The sequence below is a fragment of the Marinobacter nauticus ATCC 49840 genome (assembly GCF_000284615.1).
In the GTDB taxonomy this organism is placed as follows: Bacteria; Pseudomonadota; Gammaproteobacteria; order Pseudomonadales; family Oleiphilaceae; genus Marinobacter; species Marinobacter nauticus.
The window spans coordinates 889119-903963 of sequence record NC_017067.1 but is presented as its reverse complement, the minus strand read 5'-3'; the positions used below and the strand labels follow the sequence as shown (position 1 = coordinate 903963).

14 protein-coding genes are annotated in these 14845 nt (G+C 57.8%); 4 read left to right on the top strand and 10 right to left on the bottom strand.

Annotated elements, in window-relative coordinates:
• The first annotated feature begins 12 nt into the window (after positions 1 to 12).
• Positions 13 to 2490, top strand: coding sequence for an efflux RND transporter permease subunit (locus MARHY_RS04145; protein ID WP_014420690.1), 2478 nt, complete (start codon positions 13 to 15; stop codon positions 2488 to 2490).
• 62 nt (positions 2491 to 2552) lie between these two features.
• On the opposite strand, the gene MARHY_RS04140 is transcribed toward MARHY_RS04145, so the two are convergent.
• Positions 2553 to 3002, bottom strand: a complete 450-nt coding sequence (locus MARHY_RS04140; protein ID WP_014420689.1) for a Spy/CpxP family protein refolding chaperone — start codon at positions 3000 to 3002, stop codon at positions 2553 to 2555.
• A gap of 236 nt (positions 3003 to 3238) precedes the next feature.
• On the opposite strand from MARHY_RS04140, the gene ylqF reads away from it, so the two are divergent.
• Both ylqF and fnr read left to right on the top strand, forming a co-directional pair.
• A complete protein-coding gene (gene ylqF / locus MARHY_RS04135; RefSeq protein ID WP_014420687.1) occupies positions 3239 to 4162 on the top strand; it encodes a ribosome biogenesis GTPase YlqF in 924 nt (307 codons plus the stop codon).
• Positions 4163 to 4429: 267 nt separating this feature from the next.
• Positions 4430 to 5176, top strand: a complete 747-nt coding sequence (gene fnr, locus MARHY_RS04130; RefSeq protein ID WP_011785841.1) for a fumarate/nitrate reduction transcriptional regulator Fnr — start codon at positions 4430 to 4432, stop codon at positions 5174 to 5176.
• Between the two features lie 30 nt (positions 5177 to 5206).
• On the opposite strand, the gene MARHY_RS04125 is transcribed toward fnr, so the two are convergent.
• Positions 5207 to 6079 (bottom strand): SDR family oxidoreductase, encoded by an 873-nt coding sequence (locus MARHY_RS04125; RefSeq protein ID WP_014420686.1) that lies wholly within the window; start codon positions 6077 to 6079, stop codon positions 5207 to 5209.
• A 169-nt stretch (positions 6080 to 6248) separates the two neighbouring features.
• Between MARHY_RS04125 and MARHY_RS04120 the strand changes: the two genes are divergently transcribed.
• The gene (locus MARHY_RS04120; RefSeq protein WP_014420685.1) at positions 6249 to 6611 is read left to right on the top strand and encodes a hypothetical protein; all 363 of its coding nucleotides are present in this window, start codon (positions 6249 to 6251) and stop codon (positions 6609 to 6611) included.
• On the opposite strand, the gene alr is transcribed toward MARHY_RS04120, so the two are convergent.
• From alr to rnr, 8 genes are all read right to left on the bottom strand, one after another.
• Positions 6580 to 7653 (bottom strand): alanine racemase, encoded by a 1074-nt coding sequence (alr, locus tag MARHY_RS04115; RefSeq protein ID WP_014420684.1) that lies wholly within the window; start codon positions 7651 to 7653, stop codon positions 6580 to 6582. The genes MARHY_RS04120 and alr overlap by 32 nt on opposite strands.
• Positions 7653 to 9059: a replicative DNA helicase gene (dnaB, locus tag MARHY_RS04110; RefSeq protein WP_014420683.1), complete on the bottom strand. Its 1407-nt coding sequence runs from the start codon at positions 9057 to 9059 to the stop codon at positions 7653 to 7655. Before dnaB ends, alr begins: the two co-directional genes overlap by 1 nt.
• A gap of 149 nt (positions 9060 to 9208) precedes the next feature.
• Entirely contained in the window at positions 9209 to 9655 is a 447-nt protein-coding gene (gene rplI, locus MARHY_RS04105) for a 50S ribosomal protein L9 (protein WP_011785846.1), read from the bottom strand.
• 20 nt (positions 9656 to 9675) lie between these two features.
• Positions 9676 to 10539: a hypothetical protein gene (locus MARHY_RS04100; protein ID WP_014420682.1), complete on the bottom strand. Its 864-nt coding sequence runs from the start codon at positions 10537 to 10539 to the stop codon at positions 9676 to 9678.
• Positions 10540 to 10564: 25 nt separating this feature from the next.
• Entirely contained in the window at positions 10565 to 10795 is a 231-nt protein-coding gene (rpsR, locus tag MARHY_RS04095; RefSeq protein WP_011785848.1) for a 30S ribosomal protein S18, read from the bottom strand.
• Positions 10796 to 10819: 24 nt separating this feature from the next.
• Positions 10820 to 11233: a 30S ribosomal protein S6 gene (rpsF, locus tag MARHY_RS04090; RefSeq protein ID WP_011785849.1), complete on the bottom strand. Its 414-nt coding sequence runs from the start codon at positions 11231 to 11233 to the stop codon at positions 10820 to 10822.
• Between the two features lie 245 nt (positions 11234 to 11478).
• A complete protein-coding gene (gene rlmB / locus MARHY_RS04085) occupies positions 11479 to 12216 on the bottom strand; it encodes a 23S rRNA (guanosine(2251)-2'-O)-methyltransferase RlmB (RefSeq protein ID WP_014420681.1) in 738 nt (245 codons plus the stop codon).
• Between the two features lie 25 nt (positions 12217 to 12241).
• Positions 12242 to 14689 (bottom strand): ribonuclease R, encoded by a 2448-nt coding sequence (rnr, locus tag MARHY_RS04080; RefSeq protein ID WP_014420680.1) that lies wholly within the window; start codon positions 14687 to 14689, stop codon positions 12242 to 12244.
• Positions 14690 to 14845: the final 156 nt, after the last annotated feature.

Here is a 14845-nt window from a genome sequence, read left to right as displayed (position 1 = left end):
GAGTTGTAACTCATGAATCGCCTTGGCGCCTTCTACGACCGTTTTATCCTGCCCCACCCCTGGATTGTTCTGGCCCTGTTTGCCCTGCTACTGGCACTGACCGCGCTGCGTTTTGATCAGTTCCGGCTGGATGCCTCGGCAGAATCCCTGGTGCTGGAAAACGATCGTTCGCTGGAGCAGTACCGACAGGTAAACCAGACCTTCACCACCTCTGACGATTTCCTGGTGGTCACCTACACCCCCAACGAGCCCCTGTTCACCACCGAAGGCCTGTCGCGGTTAAGGGCTCTTCGCGACGACTTGCAGGCTCTTGAGGCCGTCGGTTCCACCAACAGCATTCTGAATGTACCGCTGCTGCACAGTCCGGACCTTACCCTGGACACCGTCGACAGCGAGATCAAAACACTGGATGAACACGATGTGGCTCCGGCGACCGGCCGACAGGCGTTGCTGGACAACCCCATGTACCCCAACCTGCTTATCAGCGAGGACGGCAAGACCACGGCCATCCAGGTCAACCTGCCAACCCCGGACCGCTATTTTGACTTACTCAACCAGCGTAACGAACTCCGGGAAAAGGTGAATCGGGGCGAGGCCAGCGAGGCCGAGCGGACGCAACTTGAGCAGACAAGCGACGAATTTATCCGCTACACCGAGCAACTGGGTGAAGAGCGTGATGCCACCATCAATCAGGTTCGCGCCATACTGGAGCAATACCGCGACCACGCCAGCATCCACCTGGGCGGCGTGCCCATGATTGTCGCCGACATGATCCGGTTTATTGAAAACGATCTCTCCACTTTCGGCTTCGGGGTATTGGCTTTCCTGCTGCTCACCCTGGCGATTATTTTCCGGCAATGGCGTTGGGTCGTGGTACCACTGTTGTGTTGCGGTTTTACCGTCTGGCTGATGGTCGGATTTCTGGGCTGGGCCCAATGGCCGGTGACAGTGATTTCGTCCAACTTTATCTCGCTGCTACTGATCATGACCCTGTCGCTCACCATCCACCTGATTGTGCGCTACCGGGAATTCCAGCATGACGAGCCCGAGGCTGCGCCAAACAACATCCTGCGCAACACCCTGATGACCATGATCCGACCGTGCTTCTATATGGCGATCACCACCATTGTTGCCTTCGGCTCTCTCACCTTCAGCGGCATCCGGCCAGTCATCGATTTTGGCTGGATGATGACCCTGGGGCTGACCGTGGCTTTTCTCATTACCTTCTTGATCTTCCCGGCCCTGTTGAGCCTGCTGCCACCCCCTATCGACCAGCGCGTGAGCTCAGACAAGGTGCCCTTCACCGATGCCTTCGCCCGCTTCACCGAGCGCTTCAGCGGGACGGTTCTGGTCAGTTCCGGGGTCATTGCCGTGCTCTGCGTGATTGGCCTGAACCGGCTGACGGTGGAGAACAGCTTTATCGACTACTTCAAGTCCTCCACCGAAATCCATCAGGGCATGGTTACCATAGACGACCGCCTGGGGGGCACCACGCCGCTGGATGTGGTCATCACCGACCAGCCCGCCCCGGCAAATGCCAACACAGACCCCTTCGCCAGTGACTGCGACCCGTTTGTGGAAGACTGCGGTGACGAGGAATACCGGGATACCTGGTACACCTATCAGAAAATGCGCCAACTCGGTGAGGTGCATGATTACCTGCATAGCCTGCCGGAGACCGGCAAAGTCCTGTCCATACAGACCACACTCGACCTGCTGGCCCAGGTTAACGGCGGTGAGCCCCTGGACGCCCTGGAGCTGGCCTTTGTGCCCGCCGCCGTACCGGACGATCTACAGGATATTCTGCTGACCCCCTATATTTCTGAGGAGCAGGACAAGGCGCGATTCAGTATCCGCATACTCGAAACCATGCCAGACCTGCGTCGACAGGAGCTGCTGGATGACATTCGCCACCACCTGAGCACCGAACTCGGTTACGACCGGGATCGCATACTGCTCTCAGGCATGACAGTGATGTACAACAACATGCTTCAGAGCCTGTTCGATTCCCAGATCAAAACCATCGGCGTGGTGTTTGGCGCTATACTGGTCATGTTTCTGATCCTGTTCCGTTCCGTGAAGCTGGCGCTGGTGGGTATGGCACCCAACCTGATTGCCGCAGGCTCAGTACTGGGGCTGATGGGCTGGCTGGGCATTCCACTGGATATGATGACCATTACCGTGGCGGCCATCACCGTCGGGATTGCGGTAGATGACACCATCCACTACATCCATCGCTTCAAAACCGAGTTCGCCAAAGACGGCGACTACCTGGCCACCATGCATCGCTGTCACCGCAGTATCGGCCAGGCCATGTTCTACACCTCGCTGACCATCATTGCCGGTTTCTCCATACTGGTGCTGTCGAACTTCATTCCCACCATTTATTTTGGCCTGTTCACCGGTTTTGCCATGTTCATGGCCTTGCTGGGTGCGCTCACCTTGCTGCCCAGGCTGATCATTCTGGTTCGACCGTTTAACGCCCGATAACAAAAAACCCCGCCGGGGCCAGGCTCCGGCGGGGTTTCTCTCAAATACACCGACTCAGCGAATTACTGCTGGCCCTGAGGCTGCATCATCTGACGCTGTTGTTGCATCTGCTGCTGCATCTGTTTCATGCGGCGATCCAGCTCATCACGCTGCTCCTGGGTGAACACCGCATCCACCTTCGCCTGCATCAGGGCAGAAAGCGCTGCAATTTCACCGGTCACATCACCGAGTTTGGCGGCATTGTCACGAATGGCAGACTCGTCGTAATCCGGCTTGATCTGCTCTTGCAGGTCTTCCTGCAGCGAGCGGGCATCCTGGCGCAGTTCGCCGATCTCGCCCTGCATGTCGTCGATGATGCCGCGAATCTCGGTTTGCTGTTCTTCAGACAGCCCCACCATCTGCGCGAGCTGGGCAACCTGATCCGGCTGACCACCCGGCGACTGCTGTGCGATCGCCGGCGCTGAGATAGTCAGGGCGACAAGTGCGGAACCGATGAATTTTGCGAGCTTCATACTGTTCTCCATCATTGAGGCGGCCTGTCGGGAGCCACCACGGATTGGCTTTGATCGTTTGAAGTGACACCCTAAAGCATTCTCCTGCTTCATTTCACCCCGATATCCCTTCAATTTGTACAGGTTCTCAGTTTGATTCGCTCTGAGGGCGCGGCACTGGCGGGATTTGATGAATGTGAAAATTTAGTCATTCCCCTGCATAATGGCGCCCTCAATCAATCAGCGGAGTATACACCATGGCCATTAACTGGTTTCCCGGGCATATGCACAAGGCCCGAAAGGAGATCAAGAAAGTCATGCCCCAGATGGACCTCATCATCGAGGTGGTGGACGCCCGGATTCCCTTCAGTAGTGAGAATCCGCTGGTGCCTTCGCTGCGTGGCGATACCCCGCTGATCAAGGTGCTTAACAAGCGAGACCTGGCCGACCCGGTCATCACCGAGCAATGGCTGGCCTGGCTGGAGCAGGAACGGGGCGTGCGTGCGGTCACGCTCACACACAATCAACGCCAGGAAGCCCTGGGCATCCTCAAGCTGGCGGAAGAGATGACGCCCGGGCATGATCGACAGAAAAGCGCCTTGAGGGTGATGATCCTGGGCATCCCGAACGTCGGCAAATCCACACTGATCAATACCCTGGCTGGCCGGCCCGCCGCCAAGACTGGTAACGAGCCAGCAGTTACCCGGGCACAACAGGCCATCAAACTGCCGGATAACGTTCTGCTCTACGATACCCCTGGCTTCCTCTGGCCCAAGCTTTCGCCGGTGCAATGCGGCTATCGCCTGGCAATAACCGGCGCAATCCGCAGTGCTGTACTGGATTTCGAGGATGTTGCGCTATTCGAGGCGGATTATCTGATTGCCCACTACCCGGAGCTCGTCGTCAACCGCTACGGGCTGGACGAAACACCCGTAGATGGGCTGGCACTGATGGATGCCATCGCCGTAAAACGCCGTTTCCTGGGCCGCGGCGGGGTACCGGATCTGCACAAGGTTTCCGAAGTGCTGCTGAACGAACTCCGGGCCGGGACGCTGGGCCGGATCTCGCTGGAAACGCCGGATATGGTGGAACAGGAACTGGTCGAAGCACAAGCCCGGGAACAGGCCGAGGCGGAAGAGAGAGCAAGAAAAGACGAGCAGCGCAAGAAGAAGAAACGCTAGCCGGAGTCGGCGTAAAAGCCAAACCCGAAAAGACTAAAGTTTGGGCATAAGACTAGCCTTTTTTGCTATACTTGATTTAAATCAAGGTGACTGAAACCAGATGTTTCAGCATTGGCACCCATGGGAATCCGCCGCATGCCCAGGTATCCGGATCGCCCAGGGTGTCCGCCCCGAACGCAGGCAAAAGCCTTACCTGTTGGGGCTGAGGACGCACCGCACACGCTTCGGTGCGGTTTTGAATGGATCAACCCGGATGGTTCGTCAACTATGGCCCAGGCAATTCGACTTCACCAAGTATCCCCTCTCAAGGCCTCCTGTCACCAGTGCAGCCTGAGCAACCTGTGTCTACCTCTGGCCATTGAAGAGAACGATCTTGATCGCCTTGAGGACATTGTCCAGCAGGGGAAAATCTATAACCGCGGCGAGCATATTTTCGATCAGAGTACCCCGGTTCGCTCCTGCTTTGCGGTCAAGAGCGGCTCCATCAAAACATCCATTATTACCGAAGGCGGTGAAGAACAGGTAACCGGTTTCTTCATGCCTGGTGAACTGGTGGGGCTGGACAGCATGAGCAGCGAGAACTATGCCTGCACTGCCAAAGCGCTGGAACGTACCAGCGTGTGTGAATTCCCGGTCGACAGGCTTGAGGAACTCACGGGCAAGCTGCCGGAACTGCAGCACCACATGTATCACCTGATGAGCCAGGAAATCCAGAACAGCCATCAGCTGGCGATGCTGCTCAGCAAGAATACCGCAGAAGAGCGCATTGCGGCGCTTTTGCTCTCGCTTTCCAGCCGCTTCCGCCGTCGTCGTATGTCGGCTACCAATTTCAGCCTGCCCATGGCCAGGAACGACATTGCCAACTTCCTGGGCCTGGCAGTTGAAACCGTGAGCCGGGTTTTCACCCGCTTCCAGAATCAGGGCATCATCCGCGCTCGCGGGCGGGAAGTGGAACTGCTGGATGTGGAAGCGCTGCAGATGGTAACGCGGGATTTCGCCCGTCAGGGCCAGTAAGCACTAACCAGCCACACGCCCTGAGCGGATTCAGGAATTTGCCGGAACCCGCTCAGCGCTGTTCGATTCCTTCAACATCGCCACCTCTTCAGACAACCAGGTGCGCCACGGCATCTGTTTTATGCCGAAGGTATTGCGGATCTTGGTACAGACCATAGTGGTGTTTACCGGTTCGATGTGGCCCCAGTCGGGCACCTCGTCCACCACCTTGATTCCCTCAGGAATGCCGGGCATGCCGGCTATCGCCAACCCAAGTTCATACAGATTGATCTCTTCTGCCCCGGCATACTGGTAGGTACCCCAGACTTCAGCACCACAATCGATCTGGAGCGCCACTGCCACGATCACCCTCGCCAGATCCTTCACCGCCACCGGCTGCCCCTGACAGCGGCCGGGCAAAGACAGGCCACCTTGCGCCGTACTTCGCTGAACCTTGCCGATAAACCGGGCCAGGCTCCAGCCGGTACGCAGAATAATATGCCGCGGGAGCTGCGTTCTCAGGGCCTGCTCACATTCCCATTGCCAGCGACCCAGCTCGTTAACAGGCTGCCCTGGATTCGACGCGATGTAGGCACCCTGTTTACGGCCATCAAACACATAACATGAAGAAAGCTGCAGTAAAGCCATGTTACGCTCACGGGCATGCTCGGCCAGCGCCAACGGCAATGAAAACGCCGCTTCGTGAGTCGCCTCCCGGTTTTTCTCCGCCTTTTCCGGATCCGCGAGCCACAACGCATTGATAATCAGCGCGGTGTCTTCAGGAATCCAGTTATCCAGGGCATGCAGGTCGACATTGGCAGGATCACTGACCAGCAAAGGACTGATCCGCAGATGCGTTTCCCGCAGGCGCTCCAACAGCACCTTGCCAAGCGGGCCATAGTCGTGAACAACAAGTACATGCACGTGGAAACAACGCCTCCGGAATATCACTGATGTGACGGATGTCAGGAAACACTCGGGCCAATGGCTCGGAACACTACTTTACTGCAGTATCATGCAGCCTGAAACGTCAGCCTTACGGGGAGCCGGTGAACGCTCCCGGATCGACAAGCATACAACAACGGGAATCCCAATGCTGAAACAACAGAGCCATATAGTGGCCCCTATCCCCGATGAACTAAGAACCCGGGCTCTTTATACCGTCAGTGAGCTCAAAGGCCGCGGCAAAGCCGACAAGCAGGCCATCGACCGCCTGTATGAGCTCATCGTTGAACTGACCGAATCCGGGCTGGATTTCTTTTTCCTTGAGCCACTACGCCGCCTGAATGCCGGCAGCATGATGATGGGAATGGCCAAAATGGGCATCAGTAGCATGCTCAAGGGCAGCAAAATGGTGATTCACAAAGTCCTCAAGAAACTGGACGACCGCAGCCTGGCGGCGATTCTCGATTTCATCGAAGAAATCATTCATGAACCCGAGGCACCCGCGACGTAACGCCGGTGAGCAACTCATAGCCAATGGTACCGGCGTAACCGGCCACCTCGTCGACACTCACGGTTTTGCCCCAGAGCTCCACCAGGTCGCCCTCGCGGGCTTCAGGGACAGCACTCAGGTCTACCGCCAACATGTCCATGGAGACCCGCCCCAACAAACGGATTCGCTGGCCGCGCACAGCGGCTGGCGTTCCGGTACCCGCGTGACGCGGGTAGCCATCGGCATAACCAATGGCCACCATGCCCATCCGGGTATCCTGACTGGCCGTCCAGGAAGCGCCATACCCTACCGACTCCCCGGCACGGACCACGCGTGTGGTAATCAGAGGCGCCTGCAAGGTCATCGCAGGGCAAAGCCCCAGCTCCGCACCGGTTTTGCCCTCCATGGGTGACGCCCCGTAGAGCATGATCCCCGGGCGGCTCCACTCGTACAGCGGCTGATTCGGGCGAAAGTGAGCCGCAGAATTGCCAACGCTACGCATCAAATCCGGCCAGGGGGCTACTGCCCGCTCAAAAATCCGGGTCTGGAGCCCGGTCATTTCGCTGTCCGAATCATCGGCACAGGCAAAATGAGTGACAAAACCAATCGCAAGATGCTTCAGGCCCGCTTCCTCAAGCCCGGCCATCACCTCCGGCAGCTCTTCGGGCCGGAAGCCCAGACGGTTCATGCCAGTATTGACCTTGATCCAGAATCTGGGAGAACGCCCCGCACCGAGCCACGATAACTGTTGCTGACAGTGGAGCACCGGTTCAAAACCCGACCGCTCACATTCGGCCAGATCATCCTTTTGATGGGTGCCCTGCAGCAGCACCACGCTGTGCCGATGGCCGGCACCGCGAATGGCTATGGCTTCCTCGATACAGGCCACCGCAAACCGGCTGGTCTCCGGGGCCAGAGCATCAGCAACCGAGCGAATGCCATGGCCATAGCCATCGGCTTTGACCACCGCCATGGCATAGGCGGTTCCGGCCAGTTCCCGGGCCCGGCGGAAATTGTGTTTCAGGGCGTCAAGATCAATGCGGGCAACGGTGGGGCGTGGCATTAATAATCCCCACCGTAATCGCTGTAATCGCCGTGCGCCAGGTCTTCGAATTTGGTGTATTTACCGATGAACGCGAGACGGATGGTACCGATCGGGCCATTCCGCTGCTTACCAATAATGATCTCGGCAATGCCCTTATCCGGCGTATCCTCGTTGTAGACCTCATCCCGGTATACGAACATGATCACATCGGCATCCTGCTCGATCGCACCGGATTCCCGCAGGTCCGAGTTGACCGGGCGTTTGTTGGGTCGCTGCTCCAGACTCCGGTTCAACTGGGACAGCGCCACAACCGGGCAGCCCAGCTCTTTGGCAATACCCTTGAGTGAGCGTGAGATTTCGGAAATCTCGGCAGTACGGCCTTCGGTGTTACCCGGCACCCGCATCAACTGCAGATAGTCGACCATGATCAGGCCAATCTTGCCGCCGTTCTCCCGGGCCACCCGACGGGCCCTGGAGCGCATTTCGGTCGGACTCAGGCCCGGAGTGTCATCGATGTAAAGCGGCTTGTCCTTCAACAGACTGACGGCGGAAGTAAGCCGGGGCCAGTCATCCTCCTCCAGCTTGCCGCCCCGCACTTTGGTCTGATCAATGCGACCGAGTGACGACAACATACGCATGGCCAGTGCATCTGCGGGCATCTCCATACTGAACACCAGTATCGGGGTGCCGGTGCTGATCAGCGCGTTCTCAACGATGTTCATGGCAAAGGTGGTCTTACCCATGGAGGGGCGCCCCGCCACAATGATCAGGTCAGCCGGCTGCATACCGGAGGTCTGGTCGTCCAGATCCCGGAATCCGGTGGTCAAACCGGTCGTCTGCTCGCCAGACTCAAACAGCTCTTCAATGCGGCTGAGTGTGGTGGCCAGAATGGGGTTAATGGCCTTGGGGCCAGAGCCCTCTTTGGTACGCGCCTCGGCAATCTGGAACACACTGCGCTCGGCTTCGTCCAGGATATCGTTACTTTTCCGCCCCTGCGGGTTGAAGGCGGAATCGGAGATCTTGCCGGACACCTCTACCAACTGCCGCAGAATGGAGCGTTCGCGAACAATGTCAGCATAGGCCCGAATGTTGGCGGCGCCGGGTGTTTTCTCGGCCAGTTCCGCCAGATAAGACAGGCCACCGGCATCCTCGATATCGCCGGCCCGTTCCAGAAACTCGGCCAGGGTAACCACATCCAGCGGCTCGCTCTCGCTGGCCAGGCGCTCCACGGCGCCGAAAATCAAGCGATGGTCCTGCCGGTAAAAATCAGCCGCTGAAATAATCTCGGCAATCTCGTCAAACCGACGGTTGTCCAGCATCAGGCCGCCGAGCACCGCCTGTTCAGCCTCGACCGAATGCGGCGGGACCTTGATGCGACTGGTTTCCGGATCAATAGAAGCAGGTTTCAGAGTGGGATTGGCCATAGACACCGACATCAGGGAAATGAACAAACGAGGTTACAAGAATACCAGAAAGCAACGGGCCCGAAACCGTCTCCGGCTCGGGCCCGTTTTTCAGCACGGAAACCTGTGGCTTCAGTGCTGGTTGAATCGACCTGTCACTGGGCTACCGATTACTCGGCAACAACCGCCAGCTTGATGGTCACTTCAACGTCTGTGTGCAGCTGCAGCTCGATGTCGTACTCGCCAGTCACCCGGATCGGGCCTTCCGGCAGACGAACTTCGCTCTTCTCGACTTCAGTACCACCGGTAGACACTGCGTCGGCAATGTCACGAACACCGATAGAACCGAACAGCTTACCTTCTTCACCAGCCTTGGAGGTGATGGTGAAGGAAGCGCCTTCCAGAGCTTCGGCACGGGCCTGGGCAGCAGCCAGCTTCTCAGCAGCAGCTTTTTCCAGCTCAGCGCGACGCTCTTCAAACGCCTTTACGTTTGCTTCCGTAGCAGGAACGGCCTTGCCGTACGGCAGCAGGAAATTACGACCGTAACCGGCCTTAACCTTTACCTTGTCACCCAGGGAGCCAAGGTTTGCGACTTTCTCGAGCAGAATAACTTCCATCTCGTTAACCTCTTCGTGCTTTATTCAGCCGGACCGGCGGGTATACGCCCCCGGATATCCAGCCAGCTATCCACAAAAGCCAGAACCACTAACAGCATCAACAGATTGGGACCCAGCAGAACCAGAGCAACGTAAAACATTGCCAACCAGTTTCCGCTCCACTGCTTTCGAGCAAACACACCGTGCACCAGAGCCAACCCGGCCAGAACCAGCGGGGTGCCCGCAGCCCAGGCCAGCAGGATGGCATTCAGCCCAAGAATCGGGCCGACCACCATGGTGATGGCGCACACTACGGCTACCGCCGGCGATAACCTGAGGCCATGGAATTCCTTGCGGAATCCACCGGGGTTATACAACCCCGCCTGCCACGACCTTGCCAGCATCGTCATACCGATGGCGGTGGCAAAGTAGGTACCGGCCATGCTGGCGTTCATGGTGTCCCGGATAACCTGTTCCAGTTCACCACCCAGCGCACGGGCCATTTCAGTGTTGTACTGCTCGTAAACCTCGACACCAGCCTGAACCAGATCGTTCAGCAGCGCCGGATACATCACAGGCAACATCAGCCCGGTCAGTATCGCCAGAAAGGCACCGGACAACAGCGCTCTTTCCCAGGACAGCGTCGTCCGGATAATGGATGCCATCAGCATCACCTGCAGCAGCACCGCCAGCGCCGTGGGATCCTGGCCGTAAACGGCCCACCCGATCGCCGGAATCAAAGCCCAGAGGCCAATATTGAGCCCCTGGCGAATGCCCAGTCGAAGAACGACCAGGCCAGTTACCGCTGCGCCAATCCAGAACAGTAAGGGTACTGCGGTGGTAACCGCTGCAACCCCGCCAGCCTGCAGGGGACCGCGCATTACATACTGTGCCAGTGCACGCATGGTCCCGGGTCCTGTCCGTTAAAACTTAGTGGTCGTGACCGTCCGTATACGGCAGCAGTGCCAGGTAGCGGGCACGCTTGATAGCGGTAGCCAGCTGACGCTGATAACGTGCTTTGGTGCCGGTGATGCGGCTGGGCACGATTTTGCCGGTTTCAGTGATGTAGCCTTTCAGGGTGTCCAGATCCTTGTAATCGATCTCTTTAACACCTTCTGCCGTGAAGCGGCAGAACTTACGACGTCTGAAAAAACGAGCCATAACGTAACTCCTAACTCCGGTTAATTACTCTTCTTCGTCCTGGGATGCGCTCTGACGCTCTTCAGAGTCAGCTGAACGACGTGGACGATCGTCTCCGCCGGAACGACGGTCCTCACGGGACTCAGCGGCTTTCATCGGAGACAGGTCGGTAACGGCCTCGTCGCGACGCAGAATCAGGTCACGGATGATGGCGTCGTTGAACCGGAAGTTGTGAGTCAGCTCGTCCATCGCTGCCTGTGAACACTCGATGTTCATCAGCACGTAGTGAGCCTTGTGGATCTTGTTGATCGGGTAAGCCAGGTGACGACGGCCCCAATCTTCCAGGCGATGTACCTTGCCGCCATCTTCAGTGATGACGCTGGTATAACGCTCGATCATCGCGGGCACCTGCTCGCTCTGATCCGGATGTACCATGAAAACGATTTCGTAGTGACGCATGAGTTCTCCCTACGGTTTAAACAGCTTCCTTCTCCCGGTGGCCATACCAGTGGTTGTGGCCGGAGCGTGAAAGCAAGGAGGTGACAGCAAGTGCTGCCGGTTTCTTTTTTGCTTTATCAATAAGGCTTTACAAGAAAGGCTTGATCAAAAGCGAAGCTAACCATTGCCATACAACAGACAATAAAAAGCCACCCCTTGAAAAAGGGGTGACGTATTCTAGGCCCGCAGGCCTGTTTGTGCAAGGTTTAACCGAGGCGCTGGCGCAACGCCTCATACAGACAGACACCGGTCGCCACCGACACATTCAGACTGTCGACGTGGCCGAGCATCGGAATGTTGATCAACTGGTCACAATGTTCACGGGTCAGACGGCGCATGCCTTTACCTTCGGCACCCATGACCAGAGCAACCGGCCCCTTGAAATCAGCCTGATACAAGGTGGCATCCGCCTCACCTGCCGTACCAATCAACCACACGCCCTGGTCCTTCAACTCCCGAAGGAAACGGGCGAGATTGGTCACCCGGACAAACGGTACCGTTTCTGCCGCCCCACAGGCGACCTTTCGGGCAACCGGCGTCAACGAGGCAGATTTATCCTTGGGCACAATCACGGCCTGCACTCCCGCCGCATCGGCGGTGCGCATGCACGCACCCAGATTATGGGGATCCGTCACGCCATCCAGCACCAGAAGGAATGGCGGCTTGTCGCTGGCGGCCAACTGGGCAAGAAGATCATCCTCGGTCCACTCCCGGCTTTCCGCAACGGCAGCAACAACACCCTGGTGGACGCCGGACACCTGCTCATCCAACTCTTTCCGGTGCACCACTTTCCAGGGCACCCCCAGACCGTCAAGGGCATCGGTAACCGACTTCACCCGCTTGTCCTGACGACCGGTCTGAATCCAGACCCTTTGCAACCGCTCCGGCTCTCTTTTCAGCACGGCATCTACGGCATGCCAGCCGAATACATATTCCTGAGACACTGACAATCAATTCCTGCGTAACATGTTATTTGCGACTCTTGCGCTTACGGCCCGAGCCTGACGGTTTACCTTTGGCCGATTTGGACCGGGCCTCCCGGGCAGCCTCTGCGGCCAGCTTTTCCTTGGCGCTGGCCGGCTTACCGGATTTTTGCCCTTTACCGGAGCGACCACCCTTGCCCTTGCCCCGCGGCTCGCGCTTGGACACTTCCAGCGCATCGCGGTCTGCCTTCCGGCGCCTGGGGGTGCTTACCAGCTCAAGATCGATTTTTCGGTCTTCCAGATCGACACGCACCACGCGGACACGCACTTCGTCACCCAGACGGAAGCTGACCGCCGTGCGCTCACCAATCAGACGATGCTTGACGGCATCGTGATGGAAGTAGTCACCACTGAGCGTGGAGACGTGTACCAGACCTTCGATGTAGATATCGGACAACTCAACAAAGAAGCCAAACGGCACCACCGCGCCGATAATGCCATCGTACTCCTCGCCCACGTGATCGCGCAGGAACTCGCACTTGAGCCAGGCCATGACATCCCGTGTGGCATCGTCGGCCCGGCGTTCGGTCATGGAGCAATGCTCACCCAACTGCTCCATACGGGCATAATCGTAGGGATACTCAGCCAATTCGGGATCGTGCACCTTCGGGGACACCAGATCTTTGGTTGCCTCGGGATTATGGATCCGGGACTTGATGGCCCGATGCACAATCAGGTCCGGGTAACGTCGAATTGGCGACGTGAAGTGGGTATAACTGGCGAAGCCAAGACCAAAATGCCCGGCTTCCTCAGGACTGTACACCGCCTGGCTCAGAGAGCGCAGCATCACCATCTGGATGACATTGGCATCCGGGCGGTCGGCCACCTGACCCAGCAAGGCCTGGTAATCTGCCGATGACGGCTTGTCGCCGCCGCCCAGCTGCAATCCCAGCTCACCCAGGAACAGGCGCAGATTGCTCAGACGCTCTTCCGAAGGCCCGTCGTGCACCCGGTAAAGCGCCGGAATCTTGTGCTTCTTGAGGAAGCGGGCCGTCGCCACATTGGCGCACAGCATGCACTCTTCGACAATCTTGTGGGCATCGTTCCGGTGCACCGGAACAATTTCCTCAATCTTGCGCTGGGCATCGAAAACAATCTTGGTTTCCGTGGTCTCGAAATCAATGGCCCCACGCTCGGTGCGAGCCTTTCGCAACAACTTGTAGAGGTCATACAGGTTGTGCAGATGTGGCAGCAGATCCGCATAGTGGGCGCTGAGTTTGTAGCCCTGCTCCGTATCCGGATGCTCCAGCATGGCACTGACCTTGTTGTAGGTCAGCCGGGCATGGCTGCGCATTACGGCCTGATAGAAGGTGTAGCCGCTGATGTTACCGGCGGCACTGATGGTCATGTCGGCCACCATGCACAGACGGTCGACATCCGGGTTCAGGGAACACAGGCCATTGGAGAGCTTCTCCGGCAGCATGGGCACCACGTGGTCCGGAAAATACACCGAGTTACCGCGCTGAATGGCCTCTTCATCCAGTGGCGACCCCGGGCGGACATAATGGGAGACATCAGCGATGGCCACCACCAACCGATAGCCACCACGGGGACGAGGCTCGCAGTAAATGGCATCATCGAAGTCACGAGCGCTCTCGTCGTCGATGGTCACCAGGCGCATGTTGCGGATATCCACCCGGTTTGCCTTGTCTTTCTCTGCCACTTCCGCGGGAATCGAGGCGGCCTGCTCACCGACCGCGGGCGGCCAGCTATGCGGGATTTCGTAGGAACGAATGGCCACATCGATTTCCATTCCCGGCGCCATGTGCTCGCCCAGAATCTCGATAACCTGGCCGGTGGGCTGGGTTCGAATCGTCGGCTGACGAATGATTTCCACCACAACATACTGGCCGTGAACCGCCTTACCAGCCTGCTCATCCGGAACCAGTATCTCGTGATTGATTCTGGCGTTCTCTGGCACTACGAAGGCGATGCCGCTTTCTTTAAAAAAGCGACCGACGATCTGGGAGGTGCGATGCTCCAGCACTTCTACAATCTTGCCTTCCCGGCGCCCGCGATCATCCACCTGATCCACCCGGGCGGCTACCCGGTCACCGTGGAATACCTGGCGCATCTGCCGGGCAGTCAGAAACAGGTCGGAGCCACCGTCATCGGGGATCAGAAACCCGAAACCATCACGATGTCCAACCACACGCCCGGTGACCAGATCCGCTTCCTCGATCGGCAGGAACGCATCACGGCGGTTACAGATCAACTGTCCATCACGGCACATCGCAATCAGACGACGGCGCAACGCTTCAATTCCTTCCGCAGACGTCTGCCCGAGCTCCTGACACAGGGTCTCGTGCGTGGCCGGCGCGCCCCGCTCTTTCAGATGTTGGAGAATGTACTCCCGACTCTGGATGGGGTTGTCATATTTCTGGGCCTCACGCTGGGCATGAGGGTCACTTTGTTTGTTCTTCCTGGAAACCATTCGGATCCTTTCTGTCTCACCGCAAACCGTGCGGCATCATTCATGTTTGATGCAGTATAACGTTGGGATGGGAATGCTGCCTAACAAGGGCGCCAATATAGGCACAAATACCCTGAAATCGTCAGACTCTGCCGCCGAAACTTTTTTGAAAAAAAT

Bases quoted from the DNA above. Each gene is read 5' to 3' on its own strand.
- MARHY_RS04145 (WP_014420690.1), top strand. From the start codon at position 13: ATGAATCGCCTTGGCGCCTTCTACGACCGTTTTATCCTGCCCCACCCC.
- MARHY_RS04140 (WP_014420689.1), bottom strand. From the start codon at position 3,002: ATGAAGCTCGCAAAATTCATCGGTTCCGCACTTGTCGCCCTGACTATC.
- ylqF (WP_014420687.1), top strand. From the start codon at position 3,239: ATGGCCATTAACTGGTTTCCCGGGCATATGCACAAGGCCCGAAAGGAG.
- fnr (WP_011785841.1), top strand. From the start codon at position 4,430: ATGGCCCAGGCAATTCGACTTCACCAAGTATCCCCTCTCAAGGCCTCC.
- MARHY_RS04120 (WP_014420685.1), top strand. From the start codon at position 6,249: ATGCTGAAACAACAGAGCCATATAGTGGCCCCTATCCCCGATGAACTA.
- alr (WP_014420684.1), bottom strand. From the start codon at position 7,653: ATGCCACGCCCCACCGTTGCCCGCATTGATCTTGACGCCCTGAAACAC.
- dnaB (WP_014420683.1), bottom strand. From the start codon at position 9,059: ATGGCCAATCCCACTCTGAAACCTGCTTCTATTGATCCGGAAACCAGT.
- rplI (WP_011785846.1), bottom strand. From the start codon at position 9,655: ATGGAAGTTATTCTGCTCGAGAAAGTCGCAAACCTTGGCTCCCTGGGT.
- MARHY_RS04100 (WP_014420682.1), bottom strand. From the start codon at position 10,539: ATGCGTGCACTGGCACAGTATGTAATGCGCGGTCCCCTGCAGGCTGGC.
- rpsR (WP_011785848.1), bottom strand. From the start codon at position 10,795: ATGGCTCGTTTTTTCAGACGTCGTAAGTTCTGCCGCTTCACGGCAGAA.
- rpsF (WP_011785849.1), bottom strand. From the start codon at position 11,233: ATGCGTCACTACGAAATCGTTTTCATGGTACATCCGGATCAGAGCGAG.
- rnr (WP_014420680.1), bottom strand. From the start codon at position 14,689: ATGGTTTCCAGGAAGAACAAACAAAGTGACCCTCATGCCCAGCGTGAG.